Annotated in this window: 23 protein-coding genes; 12 read left to right on the forward strand and 11 right to left on the reverse strand. The window is 61.8% G+C overall.

Annotated elements, in window-relative coordinates; genetic code table 11:
• Positions 1 to 48: 48 nt before the first annotated feature.
• Positions 49 to 708 (reverse strand): YggS family pyridoxal phosphate-dependent enzyme, encoded by a 660-nt coding sequence (locus L867_RS0116245; protein ID WP_028737858.1) that lies wholly within the window; start codon positions 706 to 708, stop codon positions 49 to 51.
• A gap of 202 nt (positions 709 to 910) precedes the next feature.
• On the opposite strand from L867_RS0116245, the gene leuS reads away from it, so the two are divergent.
• The 3 genes from leuS to holA are packed head-to-tail and all read left to right on the forward strand — an operon-like array spanning position 911 to position 5,109.
• Entirely contained in the window at positions 911 to 3,538 is a 2,628-nt protein-coding gene (gene leuS / locus L867_RS0116250; RefSeq protein WP_028737859.1) for a leucine--tRNA ligase, read from the forward strand.
• A complete protein-coding gene (gene lptE / locus L867_RS0116255; protein WP_028737860.1) occupies positions 3,528 to 4,049 on the forward strand; it encodes an LPS assembly lipoprotein LptE in 522 nt (173 codons plus the stop codon). The genes leuS and lptE overlap by 11 nt, the downstream gene beginning before the upstream one ends.
• A gap of 13 nt (positions 4,050 to 4,062) precedes the next feature.
• On the forward strand, positions 4,063 to 5,109 hold the full coding sequence (holA, locus tag L867_RS0116260; protein ID WP_028737861.1) for a DNA polymerase III subunit delta: 1,047 nt from the start codon (positions 4,063 to 4,065) through the stop codon (positions 5,107 to 5,109).
• Between the two features lie 6 nt (positions 5,110 to 5,115).
• Here the strand turns inward: holA and L867_RS0116265 are convergent, their stop codons facing one another.
• The 8 genes from L867_RS0116265 to hemE all read right to left on the reverse strand — a co-directional run bounded on the left by L867_RS0116265 (position 5,116) and on the right by hemE (position 13,887).
• Positions 5,116 to 5,997, reverse strand: coding sequence for a ParB/RepB/Spo0J family partition protein (locus tag L867_RS0116265; protein ID WP_028737862.1), 882 nt, complete (start codon positions 5,995 to 5,997; stop codon positions 5,116 to 5,118).
• 33 nt (positions 5,998 to 6,030) lie between these two features.
• Positions 6,031 to 6,825 carry a ParA family protein gene (locus tag L867_RS0116270; protein WP_028737863.1) on the reverse strand — a complete coding sequence of 265 codons (795 nt, stop codon included), beginning with the start codon at positions 6,823 to 6,825 and terminating at the stop codon, positions 6,031 to 6,033.
• Positions 6,822 to 7,466, reverse strand: a complete 645-nt coding sequence (rsmG, locus tag L867_RS0116275) for a 16S rRNA (guanine(527)-N(7))-methyltransferase RsmG (protein ID WP_028737864.1) — start codon at positions 7,464 to 7,466, stop codon at positions 6,822 to 6,824. Before rsmG ends, L867_RS0116270 begins: the two co-directional genes overlap by 4 nt.
• 2 nt (positions 7,467 to 7,468) lie before the next feature.
• Positions 7,469 to 9,343, reverse strand: coding sequence for a tRNA uridine-5-carboxymethylaminomethyl(34) synthesis enzyme MnmG (mnmG, locus tag L867_RS0116280; protein WP_028737865.1), 1,875 nt, complete (start codon positions 9,341 to 9,343; stop codon positions 7,469 to 7,471).
• Positions 9,344 to 9,411: 68 nt separating this feature from the next.
• A complete protein-coding gene (gene mnmE, locus L867_RS0116285; protein ID WP_028737866.1) occupies positions 9,412 to 10,740 on the reverse strand; it encodes a tRNA uridine-5-carboxymethylaminomethyl(34) synthesis GTPase MnmE in 1,329 nt (442 codons plus the stop codon).
• Between the two features lie 106 nt (positions 10,741 to 10,846).
• A complete protein-coding gene (gene rho, locus L867_RS0116290; protein WP_028737867.1) occupies positions 10,847 to 12,112 on the reverse strand; it encodes a transcription termination factor Rho in 1,266 nt (421 codons plus the stop codon).
• A gap of 199 nt (positions 12,113 to 12,311) precedes the next feature.
• Entirely contained in the window at positions 12,312 to 12,848 is a 537-nt protein-coding gene (gene hemJ, locus L867_RS0116295; RefSeq protein WP_028737868.1) for a protoporphyrinogen oxidase HemJ, read from the reverse strand.
• Positions 12,849 to 12,852: 4 nt separating this feature from the next.
• Positions 12,853 to 13,887 (reverse strand): uroporphyrinogen decarboxylase, encoded by a 1,035-nt coding sequence (gene hemE, locus L867_RS0116300; protein WP_028737869.1) that lies wholly within the window; start codon positions 13,885 to 13,887, stop codon positions 12,853 to 12,855.
• A 404-nt stretch (positions 13,888 to 14,291) separates the two neighbouring features.
• Here hemE and L867_RS0116305 point away from each other — a divergent pair, with 404 nt between their 5' ends.
• From L867_RS0116305 to dnaQ, 5 genes are read left to right on the forward strand one after another with little or no spacing between them, the layout of a single operon-like run.
• Complete coding sequence (locus L867_RS0116305) at positions 14,292 to 15,113, forward strand: pyruvate, water dikinase regulatory protein (RefSeq protein WP_028737870.1); 822 nt, start codon at positions 14,292 to 14,294, stop codon at positions 15,111 to 15,113.
• Positions 15,114 to 15,155: 42 nt separating this feature from the next.
• Complete coding sequence (locus L867_RS0116310) at positions 15,156 to 15,755, forward strand: Maf-like protein (RefSeq protein ID WP_028737871.1); 600 nt, start codon at positions 15,156 to 15,158, stop codon at positions 15,753 to 15,755.
• Positions 15,748 to 16,608 carry a shikimate dehydrogenase gene (locus L867_RS0116315; protein WP_028737872.1) on the forward strand — a complete coding sequence of 287 codons (861 nt, stop codon included), beginning with the start codon at positions 15,748 to 15,750 and terminating at the stop codon, positions 16,606 to 16,608. Before L867_RS0116310 ends, L867_RS0116315 begins: the two co-directional genes overlap by 8 nt.
• Positions 16,605 to 17,210, forward strand: a complete 606-nt coding sequence (gene coaE, locus L867_RS0116320; protein WP_028737873.1) for a dephospho-CoA kinase — start codon at positions 16,605 to 16,607, stop codon at positions 17,208 to 17,210. Before L867_RS0116315 ends, coaE begins: the two co-directional genes overlap by 4 nt.
• A complete protein-coding gene (gene dnaQ, locus L867_RS0116325) occupies positions 17,203 to 17,913 on the forward strand; it encodes a DNA polymerase III subunit epsilon (RefSeq protein WP_028737874.1) in 711 nt (236 codons plus the stop codon). The genes coaE and dnaQ overlap by 8 nt, the downstream gene beginning before the upstream one ends.
• 54 nt (positions 17,914 to 17,967) lie before the next feature.
• Here the strand turns inward: dnaQ and secB are convergent, their stop codons facing one another.
• Together secB and L867_RS0116335 are read right to left on the reverse strand one after the other, a co-directional pair.
• On the reverse strand, positions 17,968 to 18,444 hold the full coding sequence (gene secB / locus L867_RS0116330) for a protein-export chaperone SecB (protein ID WP_028737875.1): 477 nt from the start codon (positions 18,442 to 18,444) through the stop codon (positions 17,968 to 17,970).
• Between the two features lie 91 nt (positions 18,445 to 18,535).
• Positions 18,536 to 19,033: an FxsA family protein gene (locus L867_RS0116335; protein WP_028737876.1), complete on the reverse strand. Its 498-nt coding sequence runs from the start codon at positions 19,031 to 19,033 to the stop codon at positions 18,536 to 18,538.
• 156 nt (positions 19,034 to 19,189) lie between these two features.
• Between L867_RS0116335 and L867_RS0116340 the strand changes: the two genes are divergently transcribed.
• The 4 genes from L867_RS0116340 to L867_RS0116355 are packed head-to-tail and all read left to right on the forward strand — an operon-like array spanning position 19,190 to position 21,919.
• A complete protein-coding gene (locus L867_RS0116340; protein ID WP_028737877.1) occupies positions 19,190 to 19,888 on the forward strand; it encodes a Tim44/TimA family putative adaptor protein in 699 nt (232 codons plus the stop codon).
• A gap of 11 nt (positions 19,889 to 19,899) precedes the next feature.
• The gene (gene mltA, locus L867_RS0116345; protein ID WP_037173641.1) at positions 19,900 to 21,006 is read left to right on the forward strand and encodes a murein transglycosylase A; all 1,107 of its coding nucleotides are present in this window, start codon (positions 19,900 to 19,902) and stop codon (positions 21,004 to 21,006) included.
• Entirely contained in the window at positions 21,003 to 21,557 is a 555-nt protein-coding gene (locus L867_RS0116350; protein WP_028737879.1) for a Smr/MutS family protein, read from the forward strand. Before mltA ends, L867_RS0116350 begins: the two co-directional genes overlap by 4 nt.
• A complete protein-coding gene (locus L867_RS0116355; protein WP_028737880.1) occupies positions 21,554 to 21,919 on the forward strand; it encodes a helix-turn-helix domain-containing protein in 366 nt (121 codons plus the stop codon). Before L867_RS0116350 ends, L867_RS0116355 begins: the two co-directional genes overlap by 4 nt.
• Positions 21,920 to 22,013: the final 94 nt, after the last annotated feature.

Consider the following 22,013-nt stretch of genomic DNA (forward strand, 5'->3'; position numbering starts at 1 on the left):
CGCCGAGGTGGCGGGCAGGGACAGCGCAAATCCTATGAACGCGTGCGATCAGCGCGAACCGAAGATCGCCGAACCCACCCGGACGCTGGTCGCGCCAAAGCCGATGGCCGTCTCGAAATCGCCGGACATGCCCATCGACAGCTTGTCCACGCCGTTCTCCGCCGCGAGCCTGGCCAGCAGCGCGAAATGCGGGCCGGGATTTTCGTCTGCCGGCGGGATGCACATCAGGCCTTCGACGGCCATGCCGATTTCGCCCCGGCACAGCGTGAGGAAGGCCGCGACATCGTCCGGTGCGATCCCCGCCTTCTGCGGTTCCAGCCCGGTATTGACCTGCACATAGAAGCGCGGCGTACGGCCCTGGCGCTTTGCCTCGTCCGAGAGGGTCCGGGCGATCTTTTCCCGATCGACCGTCTCGATGACATCGAACAGGGCCACAGCGTCGGCCGCCTTGTTGGATTGCAGCGGACCGATCAAATGCAGTTCGATACCGCCTGTCTCCTGCTTCAGTTCAGGCCATTTGCCCTGCGCCTCCTGTACACGGTTCTCGCCGAAGATCCGCTGTCCGGCGGCGATCACGGGACGGATATGCTCGGCGTCGAAGGTCTTGGAAACCGCGACCAGCTGGACGGAATCCGGCTCACGACCCGCCTCGGCCGCAGCCTTGTTCACCCGTGTGCGCACATCGGCCAGTCTCTGTTCGATCGTCATGCCTGTATCCATCCATAGTCTGTCATCAGGAGCATCATCGCCCGGGCCTTCGCTGCAAGGCAAGCACGTCCGAAACGATGATTACATCATGCCTTCTAACAGCGACTGGCAAATCGCCGCAATGGCCTCGAAAACTTGACGCTTGGCCGGTTTCGTGGTGAAGGTCGGCGCATCCTTCCTAGCTATTCCGGAAATGCGAAATATGGCCACCGAACGTTACAATCCGCGCGATGCCGAGCCACGCTGGCAGGCGAAATGGTCCGAAGCAGGCGTCTTCGTTACCGACAACAACGACAAGCGCGAAAAGTACTACGTCCTCGAGATGTTCCCCTATCCGTCGGGCCGCATCCATATGGGTCATGTGCGCAACTATGCGATGGGCGACGTGGTCGCGCGCTACAAGCGCGCCCGCGGCTACAACGTGCTGCACCCCATGGGTTGGGACGCTTTCGGCATGCCGGCGGAAAACGCCGCCATGCAGAACAGGGTCCACCCGAAGGAATGGACCTACCAGAACATCGCCACCATGCGGGGCCAGCTGAAGTCGATGGGCCTGTCGCTCGACTGGTCGCGCGAGTTCGCTACCTGCGACGTCGAATACTACCACCGCCAGCAGTACCTCTTCCTCGACATGATGGAGAAGGGCCTGGTCTACCGCAAGCAGTCGAAGGTCAACTGGGACCCGGTCGACCATACCGTGTTGGCCAACGAACAGGTCATCGAAGGCCGCGGCTGGCGCTCCGGCGCGCTCGTCGAGCAGCGCGAGCTGACCCAGTGGTTCTTCCGGATCACCGACTTCAGCCAGGACCTGCTCGACGCGCTCGACACGCTCGACCAGTGGCCGGAAAAAGTGCGGCTGATGCAGAAGAACTGGATCGGCCGCTCGGAAGGCCTGACGCTGCGTTGGGAGATTGCCGGCGAAGCCCCAGCCGGACATTCCGAGATCACCGTCTACACGACCCGTCCCGACACGCTGTTCGGCGCCTCCTTCCTGGCGATCGCCGCCGACCATCCGCTGGCCAAGGCGGTTGCCGAAGGCAATGCCGAGATCGCCGCCTTCTGCGACGAGTGCCGCCGCGCGGGCACGTCGCTGGCCGCGCTGGAGACGGCTGAGAAGAAGGGCATGGATACTGGCGTCAAGGTTCGCCATCCTTTCGACGCGTCGTGGGAGCTGCCGGTCTATGTCGCCAATTTCGTCCTGATGGACTACGGCACGGGCGCGATCTTCGGCTGCCCGTCGGGCGACCAGCGCGACCTCGATTTCGCCCGCAAATACGACCTGCCGGTCGTGCCGGTGGTGATGCCGAAGGACGGCGATGAGGCGACCTTTACGGTCGGCGACACGGCCTATGACGGCGACGGCGTGATGATCAACTCGCGCTTCCTCGACGGCCTGGACACGGAAGAGGCCTTCAAGGTGGTCGCCGACCAACTCTCGGCGAAGACCCTCGGCAATATGCCGCAGGGCGAACGCAAGGTGCAGTTCCGCCTGCGCGACTGGGGAATTTCCCGCCAGCGCTATTGGGGTTGCCCGATCCCGGTCATCCATTGCGAGGTCTGCGGCGTCGTTCCCGTGCCGAAGAAGGACCTGCCGGTCAAGCTGCCCGACGACGTGACCTTCGACGTGCCCGGCAATCCGCTCGACCGCCATGCCACCTGGCGCCACGTGGCCTGCCCGCAATGCGGCAAGGATGCCCGTCGTGAGACGGACACGATGGACACCTTCGTCGATTCGAGCTGGTACTTCGCCCGGTTTACCGCCCCGCACGAGGATCTGCCGACCGTTCCGGCGATCGCCGACCACTGGCTGCCGGTCGACCAGTATATCGGCGGCATCGAGCATGCGATCCTGCACCTGCTCTATTCGCGCTTCTTCACCCGCGCCATGCGCGAGACCGGCCACGTGAACCTGAGCGAACCCTTCAAGGGTCTGTTCACCCAGGGCATGGTCGTGCACGAGACCTACAAGCTGGGCTCGGGCGCGCACGGCCAGTGGGTGGCTCCGGCCGAAATTCGCATCGACGAGGTCGATGGCGCGCGGCGCGCGGTCTTGCTCGAAACCGGCGAGGAAGTGACGATCGGCTCGATCGAGAAGATGTCGAAGTCGAAGAAGAACGTCGTCGACCCGGATGACATCATCGCCTCCTATGGCGCCGACACCGCCCGCTTCTTCGTGCTGTCCGACTCGCCGCCTGATCGCGACGTTATCTGGTCGGAGGCCGGCGTTGAGGGAGCGCATCGTTTTGTCCAGCGCGTCTGGCGCCTGATTTCGGAAGCCTCCGAGGCAATGTCCCCGGTTGCCGCGAATCCGGCTAAAGAGGGCGCTGCCCTTGCCGTATCCCAGGCTGCGCATCGGACACTCGCCGCCGTTCAGGGCGATTACGACAAGCTGGCCTTCAACAAGGCTGTGGCCCGCATCTATGAACTCGTCAACGCGCTCGCCGGACCACTCACGGACGTCGCCAGCGGCAAGGCCGATGCGGCAATGGTCGCCGCCGTCAAGAATGCCGCCGAGATCCTGATCCAGTTGATCAGCCCGATGACGCCGCACCTGGCGGAAGAATGCTGGCGGGTTATCGGTCGGGAGGGCCTGGTCGCAAAGGCCGCCTGGCCCATTTTCGAGGCCGATCTGGTCCAGCTTGACGAGGTCATCATGCCGGTTCAGGTCAACGGCAAGAAGCGTGCTGAATTGACAATCAGCCGCGACGCGGATCAAGATGCGGTGAAGAACGCGGTTCTCGCACTCGACACCGTGAAAGCTGCCCTGAACGGGCAGGCTCCGAAGAAGATCATCGTCGTTCCGTTGAGGATTGTGAACATTGTCGTCTGACCCCGTCCGCGTACCGGTTCGCCGGACCAGCCTGCTGCTTTGCCTCGGCCTGACGACGCTCCTGGCTTCATGCCAGGTGCGTCCGCTCTACGACGACACCGCAGCGACGCGCGAAAATCTCGGCGCGATCGCCTATTCGGATGCTGATGATCGCGTCGAACTGGAAGTGCGCAATCAGCTCGTCTTCATGACTGGCGGAGGGGCAGGGGAACCGGCAACGCCGCAGTACCGGGTCGATCTCAAGGTCGAATCCGACGTCACCGGCGTGCTGCTCGAGCAGTCTTCCGACACAGCCACGGCCGGCCGCATCACCGTTTCCGCGGATTATACGCTGGAGCGGGTGGCGGACGGCACAGTGCTCAAGGCAGGACATCGCCAGGCGGTATCCCTGGTCGATTTCCCGACGCAGCAGTTTGCCAAGCTCCGAGCCGTGCGCGACGCAGAGAACCGCGCTGCCCGCGAGCTTGCCGAACTGATCCGCGCCGATCTCGCCATGGTTCTCGGGCGCTGAGGGCGCCCGAGCGATGACGGAAGTCAAATCCCACGAATTCGAAGGCTTTCTGCAGAAGTCGGTGCGGTTCTACCGTATCTTCGTAATCTATGGCCCCGACCGCGGCCTCGTCGCCGAGCGGGCGTCGCAGATTGCCGGCACCACCGGCATCGATCTTTCCGACAGCTTTGCCCTGATCCGCCTCGATGTCGGCGATATCACCAGCGATCCGGGGCGGCTGATGGATGAGGTCAACTCGTTTGGCCTGTTTGGCGGCGACAAGCTCGTGTGGATCCGCGGCGCGGCCAACGAGAAAGCATTGGTCGACGGCCTGCAGTTCATGGCTGAAAAGCCTCCGGAGAACTGCACGGTCATCATCGAGGCCGGCGACCTGAAGAAAGGCTCGGCGCTGCGCAAGGCGGCGGAACCGTCGCGCACCGTGGCGATCATTCCCTGTTACCAGGACGACGCCAAGGCGCTCAACGCGCTGATCGACACGGAACTATCGGCAGGCGGGCAACGCATTACCCCTGCTGCCCGCGAGTTGCTGGCGGAATCGCTCGGTGGCGACCGCATCGCCTCCCGCAACGAGATCCGCAAACTGCTGCTCTACTGCCTGCATGAACCGATGATCGATGAGCAGCATGTCACGGACATCATCGGCGATGCGAGCGCAATTTCGACCGACGAGGTGGTTGACGCTGTGCTGAGCGGCGAGCCCGACGCCTTCCTCCACGCGATCCAGAAGATCGTCACCTCGAAGACGCCGGTGTTTCTCGTCCTGCAGTCGTGCATGCGTCAGTTCCAGCAGCTCGAGCTGATGCGGATCGAGATGGAAGAGCGTCAGCAGCAGGCGGGCCAGGTGATGCAGACGCTGGGACGGGGCATTCATTTCCGCCGCAAGCCGATTATCGAACGGGCCCTGCGCAACTGGACGTCCAGGGACCTGGGCCGCGAGGCGAGCCGCATCCAGTCGACCATCCTGCAGACGCGTCAGAAGGCGGCTCTGGAGGATAATCTGGCCATGCAGACGCTGCTTTCGACCACACTGCAATCGGCGCGACGCAACCGTCGCGCCTGACGACCATCAGCCACGGCCTTCGAGAAGGCGGCAGATCTCTTCCAGCTGCTCAAGGGTCTTGTAGGCGATCTTGATCTGCCCGCCGCTGCCCTTGTGGTTGATCGCAACCGCCAGGCCCAGGCGATCCGCCAGGCTGCGCTCAAGAGCGACAGTATCGGAATCCTTGGCCTCGCGCGGTTCGGCCGGAGGCGCGTTCTGCGCCTTGATATGGGTCTGGGCGAGCTTTTCCGCATCGCGTACAGAAAGCCCCTTGGCGGCGATCGTCTTGGCGAGCGTGACGGGATCCGGCGTCGAGACCAGTGCCCGCGCATGGCCCGCCGACAGGCTTCCTTCAGCCAGCATGTCGCGCACCGGTTCCGGCAGCTTCAGCAGGCGAAGGCTGTTGGCGACGTGACTGCGGCTCTTGCCGATGATCTCGCCGAGATCGTTCTGCGTATAACCGTGTTCGGCGATCAGCTGCTCATAGCCGAGCGCTTCTTCCAGCGGATTAAGGTCGGCGCGCTGGACGTTCTCGACGATCGCCAGTTCGAGCGCGGTGCGGTCATCCACGTCGCGGACGATAACCGGGATTTCGACCAAACCCGCAAGCTGCGCCGCCCGCCAGCGTCGTTCGCCGGCTATGATCTCAAAGCGACCCTTCTCGCGCGTGCGCACGACCACCGGCTGGACGATGCCATGCTGACGGATCGAACCGGCCAGATCCTGAAGTTCCGCCTCATCGAAGTAGCGGCGGGGATTTTTCGGGTTGCGAGCGACGAACTCGATCGGCACGGTGCGGTCAGGATTGACGCTCGGCCGGCTCTCGCCGACCGGCAAGGGCTGGTCCATTTCACCGATCAGCGCAGCCAATCCCCGGCCAAGCCGCCGCTTGGAAAGATCGTCACTCATACATTATACTCCATAACTTATTAACGCAGGCAATCACGCTGCCTTGCGCTGTCTTTCCCGCTGGATGACCTCGGAAGCCAGTTGCAAATAGGCCTGGCTGCCGGCGCATTTCAGATCGTAGAGGATCGCCGGCTTGCCATAGGAGGGCGCTTCCGAAACCCGAACGTTTCGTGGAATGAGGGTCGCATAGACCTTCTCACCCAGATGCGTGCGCACATCATTGACAACCTGCTGCGCGAGATTGTTGCGCGCGTCGAACATGGTGAGCACGATGCCCTGAATATCGAGCGTCGGATTAACCGTCTGGCGAACCTGGCTAATGGTCTCCAACAACTGGCTGAGGCCCTCGAGCGCGAAGAATTCGCATTGCAGCGGCACCAGGACGGAATGGGCCGCGGCCATGGCATTCATGGTCAGCAGATTGAAGGATGGCGGGCAATCGACGAGAACGTAGCTAAAGCGGCGCGCCTCATCCGTATTGAGCGCCTTCCGCAGCCGGAAGACACGATCGGCCTGCTGGGAAATTTCCATCTCGAAACCAAGCAGATCGAGTGTCGACGGCACGATGGCAAGATTGGGCACCGCCGTTTCCAGCGCCGCCTCGGCCACCGAGTGAGTGCCGATCAGGACGTCATAGGAAGACAGCTTGCGGTCCCGGCGGTCGATCCCCAGGCCCGTGCTGGCATTGCCCTGTGGGTCCAGATCGACGATCAGCACCCGCTCTCCAATCGCCGCAAGCGCTGTAGCCAGATTGATGGCGGTGGTCGTCTTGCCGACGCCACCCTTCTGGTTGGCAATGGTAATGATCCGGTTCTTCTCGACAGTCATTCCGCACCTTGCGCTGGTTGACTTCTGCGCCGCACATTCGCCAGCTCCAGTATCACGGAGTCGGTCTCGATGGCGCTTCTGTGTATTAACAGATCGAAGTCCCAGCCACCACGCGCTTTATCGATTTCCGTCTGGTAATCCCGACCTTTGTGGAAGAAACAGCGCAGGGACGGATTGCGTTGCGCCCATGGCTCGGAAAACGCCAGAAGCTGGTTCAGATCCGCGAGAGCGCGCGCTGAAATCGCGTCACAATCCAGCAATTTCGTTTGCGCTTCCTCGATGCGGACCGGGTGCACGGCGGCACGTGCGCCGGTTTCCGCAATCGCCATCCGTAGGAAACTCGCCTTCTTGTTGTTGCTTTCGACAAGATCGACCCAGCCTCGCCCGCTCTCCGTCAGGAGAATGGCAGTGATGATGCCGGGAAAGCCGCCACCGCTGCCAAGATCGACCCAATGTTTCGGGTCCGGAGCAATTTTGAAGATCTGGGCGCTGTCGGCGATATGGCGCTGCCAGAGATCGGCCTTGGTCGAGGGAGCCACCAGATTGATGGTCGCCGCCCATTTCTGGAAGAGACTCGCAAAACGTTCGAGTTTTTCGAGGGTTTCACGTGAAACGTTTATCCCGATGTCATGCGCCTTCATGCTCATCCTGTCTTGCGAAATGGTTCGTTCTTGCGCAGATGAGCAATCAGCAGGGAGATTGCCGCAGGGGTCATCCCATTGATCTTCTTGGCCTGAGCCACGGACCACGGCTTCGCCGCGCCGAGTTTCTGCTTCAACTCGTTGGAAAGACCGGGAAGTGCGCCGTAATCGAAATCCAGCGGGATTCGCCGGTCCTCCTCCCGCTGGACATCAACAATGTCCGAAGTTTGCCGTTCAATGTAGCCGGCATAAAGCGCATCGATAGAAACGCCCGCGGCAACGCGTTCCGGCACGTCACCCAACTCCGGCCACAAACGGCAGAGCCGATCCCAGTCGACGTCAGGATAGGACAGCAGCTCCCGTGCCGAGCGGCGCTTTCCATCCTGATTGACGGCAATCCCAGCGCCCGCGGCCTCGTTCGGGGTTACGGTGACGGATTCCAGCCGTTCGTAGACCGAAAGCCGCTGCGCCTGGTAGACGGAGAAACGCTCGGCCCGAGCGCTGCCAACGCAGCCGATTTCCATCCCCAAAGGGGTCAACCGCATGTCCGCATTGTCGGCACGCAACGTAAGCCTGTATTCCGCTCTCGAGGTAAACATCCGATAGGGCTCTGTCACCCCGGAGCTTGTCAGATCGTCGATCATCACGCCGATATAGGACTGCGTACGGCTGAACACCACGCCTTCACCGCCACCGGCCAGGCGGGCCGCGTTGATCCCCGCTACAAGCCCCTGCGCGGCCGCCTCTTCATACCCCGTGGTTCCATTGATCTGTCCCGCCAGGAACAGACCGGGCAACTTCGTCACCTCCAGAGTCGGTCGCAGCTCGCGCGGATCAACGTAATCATACTCGATGGCATAGCCGCACTGCAAAATGCGCACTTTTTCCAGACCGGGTATGGTGCGGATATAGGCATCCTGCACCTCTTCCGGAAGCGATGTAGAAATTCCGTTGGGATAGACAGTATCGTCGTCCAGCCCTTCAGGTTCCAGGAAGATCTGATGACCGTCCCGGTCGCCAAAACGCATGATCTTGTCTTCGATCGACGGACAATATCGAGGGCCGACGCCTTCAATTTGTCCAGAATACATGGCCGACCGATGAATATTGTCGCGAATGACCTTATGGGTCGCATCCGTCGTGCGCGTAATACCGCAACTGATCTGCGGTGTCTCGATGCGATCCGTCATAAAGGAAAATGGTATCGGATCCGAATCGGCTTCCTGCTTGTCAAGCGAGGACCAGTCGATGGTCTTTCCGTCGAGCCTTGCGGGCGTGCCGGTCTTCAACCGCCCCATGGAAAGCTCGGCCGCGCGGAGCACCGCACTTAACCCAAGGGAAGGGGGCTCGCCAACGCGTCCCGCCGGAATCTTGCGGTCCCCGATGTGGATCAAACCCCGAAGGAATGTACCGCTGGTCAGAACCACCGCCCTACATGGGATTTCCCGGCCATCGCCCAAGCCTACGGAGCTTAACGCTCCAGCGGCGTCGCGGCCGAACGAAACAGCGTCACCCTCGATGACAGAGATCCCGGGCTGTTCAGCGAGCACGGCCTGGACTGCGTTGCGATAGAGCTTGCGGTCCGCCTGGGTCCGGGGGCCCCAGACCGCAGGGCCCTTGCGCCGATTGAGCATGCGGAACTGTATGCCGCCAAGATCGGCGGCGCGGCCCATGATCCCGTCCAGCGCATCAATTTCGCGCACGAGGTGGCCCTTGCCAAGGCCGCCGACCGCCGGATTGCAGGACATGACGCCGATGGTGTCGGCACGGTGTGTGATCAGCGCGACGTGCGCGCCCATGCGCGCTGCCGCGCTTGCGGCTTCGGAGCCGGCATGACCACCGCCGATGATGACGACGTCAAAGGATTCGCCTGTCATTTTCATTTCCTCCACCGTTCAGGAACGACGCAGGCGTCGTCCGTTTCGGCAGCGTTGTTTCACGTGAATCACTTGCCGACGCAGAATTCCGAGAAGATCTTCCCGAGCAGCATCTCTACATCGATCCGCCCGGTGATCCGCCCGAGGTCGTCCGACGCGCGGCGTAGATGCTCCGCGCGGATCTCCAGGCCAAGGTCATTTCGCTCAATTGCCTGTCGGACTTCCTCGATTGCGTCGCGAAGTTGCTGTCCATGCCTCAGACGGCTCGGAATCGCAAGGGAAAACGTTCCGACCTTGTCTTCCACGCGAGAAAGCACGCGAGCCTTGAGATCGGCAATCCCATAACCCGTCGCACTGGAGATCAGCGTATCCGTTTTCGGTTTCGTATCCGAATCGGTCAGCAGGTCTGCCTTGGTGGAGACCTGAATGACGTCCATACCCTCCGGCACATCGACAAAATCATCCGGCGACGTCGATTCGGCAAGCGACAGAACAAGGTCCGCCTCTTCCATCTTGCCAAGCGCGCGCCGAATCCCCTCCCGCTCGATGGGCTCGCTGGTCTCACGGATGCCGGCCGTGTCATAGAAGTGAACCGCATAACCTCCGATATCGAGCTCGCAATGCAGGATATCGCGTGTGGTACCTTCGTATTCGGTCACGATGGCGACATCTCTTCCTGCCAAAGTATTGAGAAGACTGGATTTTCCGGAATTCGGACGGCCGGCGATGACGACCTTGAAGCCATCGCGGATGATCTCGCCGGTCTTCAGGTCCTCCAGGGCCTTCTCCAGCTCCGCAAGAAAGGCCCGCATATCGCCCCAGATACGGTCGGATACGGCACCGGGGATGTCCCCTTCATCGGAAAAGTCGAGTTCAGCCTCGATCAGTGCCCGGGCGTCGATCAGCTTGCCGCGCCAGGCCTCATAGATGGCCGACAGGTGGCCCGAACTCTGTTCGACGGCCAGACGGCGCTGCATCTCCGTATCCGCCACCAGCAGGTCGGAGAGACCCTCTATCTCGACCAGATCGAGCTTACCGTGCTCGAAGGCGCGCCTGGAAAACTCGCCAGCTTCGGCCATGCGGCAATTGTCAAAGGAACCCAGTTCCTCAAGCACTGCGCGGACGAGCGCCCGACCGCCGTGAAGCTGCAGCTCGAGGCAATCCTCGCCGGTGAACGAGTGGGGTGCTGGAAACCACAGCACCAGAGCCTGGTCCAGCATCAGACCGTTGCGGGAGCGAATCGAACACAAGGCTGCACGGCGAGGCGCAGGCAGATCTCCCGCCAACTCCCGGCAGATGGCGCCCGCCGACGCACCGCTGACGCGCACAATGGCGACCCCTGAGGGCAGGGCACCGGACGACAGGGCAAAGATCGTTTCCCGGACGGGCAAGCGCATGGCTATCGACCTCATATCCGATTGCGGAGTTCGATACGGAAGCGAATCGAGCGGCGGTGTGAACCGCCGCTCGATCAAAATTCATAGACAGCCGGCAAGTCGCAGCTCAGGTGTTCATCGAATCGAAGAAGTCACCGTTGTTCTTGGTCTGCTTGAGCTTGTCGATGAGGAACTCAATCGCATCGGTGGTGCCCATCGGCGCGAGGATGCGCCGCAGCACGAAGATCTTCTGCAGATCCTGGCGCGGAACAAGCAGGTCTTCCTTGCGGGTACCCGACTTGAGGATATCCATCGCCGGGAAGATACGCTTGTCGGCGACCTTGCGGTCCAGCACGATTTCCGAGTTGCCGGTACCCTTGAATTCTTCGAAGATGACTTCGTCCATGCGGCTGCCGGTGTCGATCAGCGCCGTCGCAATGATCGTCAGCGAGCCGCCTTCCTCGATGTTACGCGCGGCGCCGAAGAAGCGCTTGGGGCGCTGCAGCGCGTTGGCGTCGACACCGCCGGTCAGGACCTTACCGGACGACGGCACAACCGTGTTGTAAGCGCGACCGAGGCGGGTGATCGAATCGAGCAGGATGACCACGTCGCGGCCGTGTTCGACGAGGCGCTTGGCCTTTTCGATTACCATTTCGGCGACCTGAACGTGGCGCACGGCCGGCTCGTCGAAGGTCGAGGAAACGACTTCGCCGCGCACGGAGCGCTGCATGTCAGTCACTTCTTCCGGACGTTCGTCGATCAGCAGGACAATGAGATAACATTCCGGATGGTTCGCCGTGATCGAATGGGCGATATTCTGCAGCAGAACGGTCTTACCGGTGCGTGGCGGCGCGACGATCAGGCCACGCTGACCCTTGCCGAGCGGCGCGACCAGGTCGATGACGCGAGCGGACAGATCCTTCGACGTCGGAACGTCGAGTTCCATCTTGAAGCGCTCGTTCGGATAGAGCGGCGTCAGGTTGTCGAAATGCACCTTGTGACGGATCTTTTCCGGATCCTCGAAATTGATCGTGTTGACCTTGAGCAGGGCGAAGTAGCGTTCGCCTTCCTTCGGCCCACGGATCGGACCTTCGACCGTATCGCCGGTCTTCAGCGAGAAGCGACGCAGCTGCGAGGGCGAGATGTAGATATCGTCCGGACCCGGAAGATAGTTCGCATTGGCCGAGCGCAAGAAACCGAAGCCGTCCTGCAGAACTTCGACCACGCCTTCGCCGATGATTTCGACATCCTGGCTGGCGAGCATCTTGAGGATCGCGAACATCAGCTCCTGCTTGCGCATCGTGCTGGCGTTTTCGACTTCCAGGGATTCGGCAAATGTCAGGAGATCGGTCGGCGATTTGCTTTTGAGTTCTTGTAGCTTCATTTCAGCCATGAAGAAGGACCACGTTCTTTATTTTTTTGGGGGAGGCGTGCTGGTTGAATTCAGTACGATCGCGAATGTCGCAAATGACGGAATGTTACGCACGCCGAGAAGATGAGATGCCGCGAAAATAGCGATTCAGCCTTTCGACCGCAAGGGAAAAGCAGAATCCGGCAAAAATAATGCCGGAGCGCCTGCCGTCCGGGAGTTTTCAGAACGGCTTGACGATCACCAGGATGACGATGACGATCATCAGAAGCGTCGGGACCTCGTTCATCAGTCGCCAGAAGCGCGCATCGCGGACATAGTCACCCCGCCCGAAGGACCGCACCGATTTGGCAAAGAAACCGTGCACCCCGGAAAGAGCGAGCACGGCCGCCAGCTTCGCATGCAGCCAGCCGCCCTGGAATCCGAACACCGTCCAGGCGATGTAGAGACCGAGCAGCCACGAAACCACCATGGCCGGGCCCATGATCACCTTGAGCAGACGTTCTTCCATCACACTGAAGGTGCGGGCCTGATCCGAATCGGGTTCACAATCCCCGTGGTAGATGAACAGCCGCGGCATGTAGAGCATACCCGCCATCCACGAGATGACCGCGATGACATGCAGCGCCTTGATCCAGGGATAGGCAGCATCGGCACCGAAAACGGCGATGGCCAGCGCAAGCGCGCCGAAGAACAGGACCGCCATTCCCGCCTTGACCGCCGCCTTGCGGCCGGCCGCAGCGCTTGTCTGCCGCTCCATCACCCTATCTCCCGAAGCTTCGCACGCGATCGACCAGCACCGTCACATGCGCGGGATCGGCCTGCGGCGTGATGCCATGGCCGAGATTGAAGATCAGCGGTCCATGGCCGAGCTTTTCCAGAATGCGGTCGATGCCTTCCTCCAGCGCCCGTCCGCCGGCGACGACGCGCATCGGATCGAGATTGCCCTGTACCGGGCCGTCCTTCTGCAGCTCGACGGCGAAATCGAGCGGTACCGCCCAGTCCAGCCCGATCGCATCGGCGCCCGTCTTCTGGCGATAATCGCGCAGCAGATAGCCGGCGCCCTTGGCGAAGGCGATGACCTTTGCAGCCGGCCTCTGCGCCTTGACCGAAGCGATGATGCGCGCCATCGGCCTTGTGCAATAGCGCTCGAACTCCACTTCGCCGAGCACGCCGGCCCAGGAATCGAAGATCTGCACCGCATCGGCGCCAGCGTCGATCTGGGCGACTAGATAGGTGGCCGACATATCCGAGAGCACATCGAGAAGATATTCGAACGCCTCCGGATGACGATAGGCAAACAGCCGGGCAGGGGCCTGATCGGGCGTGCCGTGTCCGGCGATCATGTAGGTGGCCACCGTCCAGGGCGCGCCACAGAAGCCCAGCAGCGTCGTCTCGTTCGGCAATTCCTTGCGCAGCCGTCGAACCGTTTCGATCACCGGTTCCAGATGCGCCATGAAGCCATCCGACGCGAGCTTGCGGATACCATCCGCATCGATCGGATCCATCTGGGGTCCATGCCCCTCGGTGAAGCGGACATTGCGCTGAAGCGCATCGGGAATGACGAGAATGTCCGAGAACAGGATGGCAGCGTCAAAGCCGTAGCGGCGGATCGGCTGCAGCGTTACCTCGACAGCGAAGTCGGGCGTGTAGCACAGATCGAGAAAGCTTCCGGCCCTGGCCCGCGTCTCACGATATTCCGGAAGATAGCGCCCTGCCTGCCGCATCAGCCAGATCGGTGGCGGCGTGATGGTCTTGCCACTCAGGACTTCGAGGATTTTCCGTTCGGTAGCGCTCAAGGCGTCAGCCCTCTTAAATAAAGAAAAGATAATTGAATCTTCTTCTATTTCTAAGAGTCTGTGACTATCAAGCATTAAACCCCATCCACAAGCGAACGCTCGATTCAGCGAGAGTCTGCAGCACGGTGGATAGGATTCGGGGGGGCGGTCGACGACATCGTGGAAAATCTCAAAATATCGAAGCGATTCATTCGCTTACCGGCCACCTGAAAATCTCGTTGCCTGTGGACAGACTGTGGAGAAATTCGGAGAGCTGCGGCTTCTTACCACAATCCACATGCGCGCAGGAAAGGGACCAGCACAGAGGCCGATGTGGATAAGTCGGCACTTTTCCGCTTGCCCTCAGGCCTTCGCCGCCGCTACCTCTCCTTGTCCCGATTTATCAACAGGCGGCCGAGAAGAACGTGGAGAACCGCAGAAACTTCTTTCATCTCCATCTGATTTCTGACTCGACGGGAGAGACTCTCATTTCCGCCGGTCGGGCCGCTGCCGCGCAATTCAAGTTTTCCAACGCGATCGAGCATGTCTATCCGCTGATCCGCTCGAAGCGTCAGCTGCTTCCCGTGCTCCAGGCGATCGACGAGGCGCCGGGCATCGTCCTCTATACGATCGTCGATCCGGATCTCGCCAACCTGCTCGAAACCACCTGCCGGGAAATGGGCGTGCCGAGCGTCAACGTGCTCGCCCCGGTGATCGAAAAATTCCAGACCTATCTCGGCGCGCCGTCGCGGGGCCGGGTCGGCGCCCAGCACGTGCTCAATGCCGAATATTTCGCCCGCATAGAGGCGCTCAACTTCACCATGGACCACGACGACGGCCAGGCGCCGGACGACTATGACGATGCCGACGTGGTCATCATCGGCATCAGCCGGACGTCGAAGACGCCGACCAGCATCTATTTGGCGAACCGCGGCATCAAGACGGCGAACATCCCGATCGTCGTCGGCGTGCCGCTGCCCGAAAGCCTGATGCGGGCCAAGCGCCCGCTGATCGTCGGCCTGATCGCCACCACCGACCGTATCTCCCAGGTGCGGGAAAACCGCGAGCTCGGATCGACGCCGGGCTACGACCGAAGCGATTACACCGACCGGGCGACCATCGCGGAGGAGCTGAAATATGCCCGCGCGCTGTGTGCCCGCAACAACTGGCCGATCATCGATGTGACGCGCCGCTCGATCGAGGAAACGGCCGCGGCCATCGTTGCCCTTCGGGTGAAGCTGCGTTAAGCCGATTCCAACGGATACACTGCTTCGGAGAATGCGATCGCCATGGCCGAAACGCTCGTGCTTGCCTCGGCGAGCCCATCACGCCGCATGCTGATGGAAAACGCCGGATTGAACTTCCAGGCCATTGCGGCGCAGATCGACGAAAGAGCCGTGGAGCGGGAGATCGAACATCGGGCCCTCGGACCGGGCGAGCTCGCGCTTGAGCTGGCGTCCAGCAAGGCGCTGGAGGTGAGTAGCCGTTTTCCGCATGCGCTCGTCATCGGCTGCGACCAGACCATGTCACTTGGATCGCAGGTCTTTCACAAGCCGGCGGATCGCGACGCGGCCCGCGCCAATCTCCGGCTGCTGCGGGGCAAGACCCATCGGCTGAACAGCGGCGTCGTTCTGGTGCGCGATGGGCGGGAGATCTGGAGGCACCTGTCGACGGCAGATCTCTCCATGCGCAAATTTTCCGACGCCTTCCTCGAAGACTACCTGGTCCGCTGCCGCGACGACGTGATGAAGAGCGTCGGCTGTTACCAGCTCGAAGGGATAGGAATCCAGCTATTCAATTCCATCTCCGGTGACTATTTCACCATTCTCGGATTGCCGCTTCTGCCGCTGCTGGGACAGTTGCGGATGCTCGGGGAGCTCGATGTCTGATTCACGTGAAACAATTAACCATCACGCCTTTGTCGTCGGCTACCCGATCAAGCACTCGCGCTCGCCGCTCATCCACGGCTACTGGCTGAAGACGCTCGGCATTGCCGGCGGCTACGAAAAGGTCGATGTCGCCCCGGAGGCCTTCGCCGATTTCATCGCAGGCCTGAAAAGCGGTGACCTACCTTTCTGCGGCGGTAACGTCACCATCCCGCACAAGGAAGCGGCTTACCGGCTGGCCGACGACACCGATGAACTGACCGATGAACTCGGTGCCGCCAATACGCTGTGGCTCGAAGACGGCAAGCTCAAGGCGACCAACACGGATGGCATCGGCTTCACCGCCAATCTCGACGACTGTCGTCCCGGCTGGGATCGCGGCGGAAGGGCCGTCGTGCTCGGCGCCGGCGGTGCAAGCCGGGCCATCATCCAGGCGTTGCGCGAGCGCGGCTTTTCCGAGATCCATGTCGTCAATCGCTCCCTCGACCGGGCGCAAGAACTGGCTGATCGCTTTGGACCGAAGGTGCACGCCCATGCCATGGCGGACCTCAACGAAGTGATGAGGAAGGCGGACTTCTTCGTCAACACTACGTCGCTCGGCATGGGCGGCGAGCCCGCGCCGCAACTGCCGTTCGATACCCTGGCCCCCGGCGCTGTGGTCACCGACATCGTCTATGTGCCGCTCAAGACATCCTTCCTTGAACAGGCGGAGAGGGTAGGGCTGACCACCGTTGACGGTCTCGGCATGCTCCTGCACCAGGCGGTCCCGGGATTCGAGAAGTGGTTCGGAAAACGACCTGTGGTCGATGACACCCTGCGCGCGCTGATCATCGCCGACATGGAGGCGCATGCATGATCGTGCTTGGCCTCACCGGATCGATCGGAATGGGAAAGTCGACGACGGCAGGACTGTTTGCCGAGCAAGGCATTCCGGTCAACGATGCGGACCGGGTCGTGCATGATCTCTATAGCGGCGAGGCCGTGGCGCCGATTAGAACGGCGTTTCCGGAAGCTGTGCGGGACGGCATCGTTGATCGCGCGGTGCTCGCGCAGACTCTGGCAAAGAATCCGGCTAAGTTCAGGGAGCTTGAGGCGATCGTCCATCCGTTGGTCCGGAAGCGTGAACGGCAGTTCCTCGAGGCGCAGCGGGTGGCTGGCGCCGACCTCGTCGTGCTCGACATTCCCTTGCTGTTCGAAACTGGCGGCCAGGAGCGGGTCGATCACATCGTCGTCGTCAGCTGCGATGCCGACATCCAGCGCAAGCGCGTGCTCGAAAGACCGGGGATGACGCCCGAGAAGTTCGAAATGATCTTGTCGCGGCAGTTGCCGGATGCTGAAAAGAGGGCGCGCGCCGATTTCATCATCGACACCGGCAGCGGCATCGAGGCGGCGCGAAATCGCGTCACGGAAATCATCGCCGAACTCAGGGCCGAAAAAGAGAGAAAACGGGATGCGTGAAATCATCTTCGATACGGAAACCACCGGCCTCGAATTCAAGAACGACCGGGTGATCGAAATCGGCGGCATCGAACTCCTGAACCATTTTCCCACCGGGCGCAGCTTCCATGTCTATATCAATCCCGGCGACCGGCGCGTCCATCCGGATGCGCTCGCCGTCCACGGAATCACCGACGACTTCCTGAAGGACAAGCCGACCTTCGACCGGATCGTCGACGAGTTGCTGGAATTCTTCGACGGCGCACGCTGGGTGGCGCACAACGCCAGCTTCGACATGAGCTTCATCAATGCGGAGTTCGAGCGGCTCGGCCGCCCGCCGGTGCCGGGCGAACTGGTGATCGATACGCTGGCGCTGGCCCGCCGCAAGCATCCGATGGGACCGAACTCGCTTGATGCGCTATGCCGTCGATACGGCATCGACAATTCGCACCGCACCAAGCACGGTGCACTCCTCGACTCCGAGCTTCTGGCCGAGGTCTATATCGAGATGCTCGGCGGCCGGCAGGCGGCCTTCGGCCTGATGCCCACCGACCAGGGGCGCAGCCGCGCCGGGGCCGGGTCGGAAAGCGAGGTGGTCGAGATCAGCTACGAGCGCCCGCGTCCGCTGCCACCGCGGATTTCCGCGGCGGAGATCGAGGGCCATGCCGGGCTTGTTGCCCGCCTGGGCCAGAAGGCGATCTGGACCAAGTACGAAGCGCAATAAAGAAAAGGCCCGGATTGACCGGGCCTTTTGCATTTCCTCGAAGATATGCCGCGATCAGTTCGGCACGGCCTGGACCTTGGCGCGGGTCTGCTCTTCGGCGACGCGCTGGGCAAACATCTGGGCAAAGTCGATCGGGTCGATCAGTAGCGGCGGGAAGCCGCCATTGCGGGTCGCGTCGGCGATGATCTGGCGGGCGAACGGGAAGAGCAGGCGCGGGCACTCGATGAAGAGGACCGGCAGCATGTGTTCCTGCGGGAAGCCGGTGACGCGGAACACACCGCCATAAACGAGCTCGGCCGCGAACAGAACCTTGTCGCCTTCCTTGGCTTCGGCATTGAGCGCGAGCACGACGTCGAAATCGGTTTCCGACAGCGGATTGGCATTGACGTTCACATTGATGTTGATCGCCGGGGCCTTGTCGCGCGATTGCAGCGAACGCGGCGCGCCGGGATTTTCAAAGGAAAGATCCTTGATGTACTGAGCAAGAATATTGAGGGAGGGGCTTGCAGTTCCCTGATCGTCGATGGCCATAGGGCGTTCCTCGCGGCTGGATTTGGTGAGGCCATCTAACATTTCACCACGGGCCTTACAACCCTCGCGCAGGAGGGCCTATGCGGGTGTCTCAGTCCTTTCGCCCGTCATCGACCGACCACGGCGATTGAGGGTTCTGATCGTGGTGGTAATCCTCCTCATCAAGGTCGAGGACGGTGGAGCGTGGCGAAGCCGGGCCTTTTGACGACGATCGATAGGAGAAGCGGCTCTCGCGCATGACGGTCACATGCGGCTTGACCAGCGACCAGGCAAAATCGCGAACGAGCGGCACGAAGAGGAGAATGCCGACGACGTCGGTGATGAAACCGGGAATGATCAGCAGGAAGGCGGCGATGACGATCATTGCGCCATGCACGATCTCGCGTGCCGGATCCGTGCCCTTCTGGCTTTCGGTTTGCAGCCGCCGCAATACGCCGGCTCCCTGCACGCGCAGCAGAAGAAGGCCGACAATGCTGGCCAGGACCGTCAGGCCGAGGGTCGCAAGAACGCCGACATATCTGCCGACGACGACGAAGGCGGCGATCTCCGCGAGCGGCAGGAAGAGCAGGATCGCCAGCGGCATGCGCATGAAAAAACTCCGGTCAGAATTCGCGCCTGCGGGTGAGACACGAGGAAAGGGATGAATCGGCATATCAAAGAAAGCCGAATGGCCATTTGAATGATCAGCATTCGCAGACTATATGGGTGACACGACCGAGAATTTAAACAAGGCCGACCGATTGCCATGGGATCCAACGATTTTGTCACTCTCTTCTTTCTTGTCGCGGCTGTCCTGATCTTCCTGCAGCTGCGCAGCGTGCTGGGTCGGCGGACAGGCAACGAAAAGCCGCCGTTCGATCCTTATAGCCCGCGGGATCTGGCGAAGGGTCCAGGCAGTGACGACGGCAAGGTCGTGACCCTGCCGAAGCGTGACGAGGCAGGCGGCGAGGAGCGCTTTGCCGCGATCGACGCCTTTGCCAAGCCGGGAACGCCGCTCAACACGTCGCTGCGCGAACTGATACAGTATGATCCGGGCTTCAATCCCAAGGAGTTCCTCAACGGCGCGCGCATGGCCTACGAGATGATCGTCATGGCCTTTGCAGATGGTGACCGCAAGACGCTGAAGAGCCTGCTGTCGCGCGACGTGCTCGAAGGATTCGAGACGGTGATCGCCGACCGCGAATCGCGCGGTGAAGTGGTGAAGTCCACCTTCGTCGGTATCGAGAGGGCCGAGATCACCCAGGCCGTGGTGCGCGACAACGAGGAACAGATCACCGTTCGCATCATCTGCCAGCTGATCACCGCGACCTATGACAAGGCCGGCGCGCTGATCGACGGCGACGCCGAGCAGGTCACCGAGGTTAACGATCTCTGGACCTTCGCCCGCGATGTTCGCTCGCGCGACCCCAACTGGAAACTGGTTGCGACCGAAGCCGACGCGTGAGGGAAGAGATCATGGGTTTTCGTCTCCGGCGGGTCGGCTTCGATGCTCTGCCCGGCTGGGACGAGGATGATCCCACCCCGCTTTTCCCGGCGCTCGCCAGATGCCGCGAACATATCCTTAGCGTAAAGCCGTACCGCACCGGCGAAAGCGGGTTGTCCTCTGACGACCTGATGCCTCTGCTGGACGCGGCGGCGCTGGCGATGCCGACGAATGCCGCGGCGGCCCGCGCCTTCTTCGAGGCGGAGTGTCGGCCATTTCTCATTGAACCGGATGAAGGCGCGCGTGGCTTCGTCACCGCCTTTTACGAACCGGAGGTCGAGGTCGCCGCTGAACTCGACGAGGTTTACCGCTTTCCCTTCTATCGCCGGCCGGCCGATCTGATCGATCTCAACGACGCCAACCGACCGGCGGATCTCGACGAGACTTATGTCTTCGGCCGCAAGACCGAGGATGGCATTGCCGCCTATCCCGACCGCCGGGCTATCGATCAGGGTTATCTCGAAGGGCGAGGTCTCGAGATCGCCTGGGCGAAGTCCAAGGTCGATGTCTTCTTTACCCATGTCCAGGGCGCGGCCCGGCTACGGTTTCCGGACGGGCGGCTGAAGCGCATCACCTATGCGGCGAAGGCCGGCCATCCGTTCACAGCCATCGGCAAGCTGCTGGTCGATCGCGGCGAGATCCCGATGGCCGAGATTTCCATGCAGGCGATCCGCGCCTGGCTGGCCGCCCATCCGGATGAGGTCGACGAGCTGCTTTGGCACAATCGTTCCTACATCTTTTTCCGCGAGGCCGAGGTCGAGGATACGAGCCTCGGGCCGATTGCCGCGGCAAAGGTGCCGCTGATCGCGGCGCGCTCTCTGGCTGTCGATCGGCTGATCCATAGCTTCGGCTATCCCTTCTTCATTCATTCGGAGAGCCTGACCAGGCTGGATGAAGGCAAGCCCTTCGCGCGGCTCATGCTGGCGCTCGAGACCGGTTCGGCGATCGTCGGCCCGGCCCGGGGCGACATCTTCACCGGCTCCGGCGACGAGGCTGGTGAGTTGGCGGGCGCCGTGCGCAATGCGGCCGATTTCTATATACTCGTCCCGAAGCAGGCGGCATCGAGGTTCGGCTATTGACGGGCAGAGGCAAACTCAACGCGGAAGATCGCATCTTGTGGGGCAAGGTCGCGCGCTCCACCCGACCCATGCCCGGCCGTCTCGAGGATCTTCTGGAGTTCGAGGAAGAGTTCGCAGAACCGGTTGCGGCGCCGGGCCTGCAATTGCCGGCCTTGAACCCTTCGGGGCAGGCTGCACCAACCGAGCCGCAAAAGAAGCCGGGTGGCGTGCATCATCCGCTGGAGAAGCCGGTCAAGCGCAAACTGTCGCGCGGGCACCTGGCGCTGGAGGCCCGCATCGACCTGCACGGGCTGATCCAGAGCGAGGCGCATGGTATCCTCCTCGACTTCCTGATCAGGGCGCATGAGCGCGGCCTGCGCCATGTGCTGGTGATCACCGGCAAGGGGAGCTCGCTCGGCAGCGATGGCGCCCTCAAGCGGGCCGTTCCTCTGTGGTTCTCGAAGACCGAGTTTCGCTATCTCATCTCTTCCTATGAAAATGCGGCGCGGCAGCATGGTGGCGAAGGGGCTCTCTACGTGCGCCTGTCGCGCAGCGCGGGGGATCGGCGATGACCCCGTTCGGCGAGGCCCTGCGCGGTCTTCGTGAGAGGAAGGGCGTATCGCAGAAGGAGATGGCGGCGGCCATCGGCGTCTCGCCGGCCTATCTCTCGGCGCTGGAACATGGCCGACGTGGGCGGCCGAACTTCGACTTCCTGCAGCGCGTGGCCGGTTACTTCAACATCATCTGGGACGAGGCCGAAGATCTGTTCATGGTGGCCGACGCCTCCAATCCTCGCGTGGTGATCGATACGGCCGGAATGCCGGCCGAATATACCGCGCTGGCGAACGACCTGGCGCGGAAGATTCGCGTCCTCACCCCGGATGTGGTAAGGGATTTGAGAAACCTGCTCGAGGGAGCGGGAAAACCTGCCTGATGGCCCGAGAAGGGCCGCATATCCACGGGATTTGCGGATCCCGCATTTGGAACTTGCCTCAAACCTCTTATAGTCCATTCGCCCGAACCCGCTG

It is taken from the genome of Paenirhizobium selenitireducens ATCC BAA-1503 (genome assembly GCF_000518785.1).
Lineage (GTDB): Bacteria > Pseudomonadota > Alphaproteobacteria > Rhizobiales > Rhizobiaceae > Allorhizobium > Allorhizobium selenitireducens.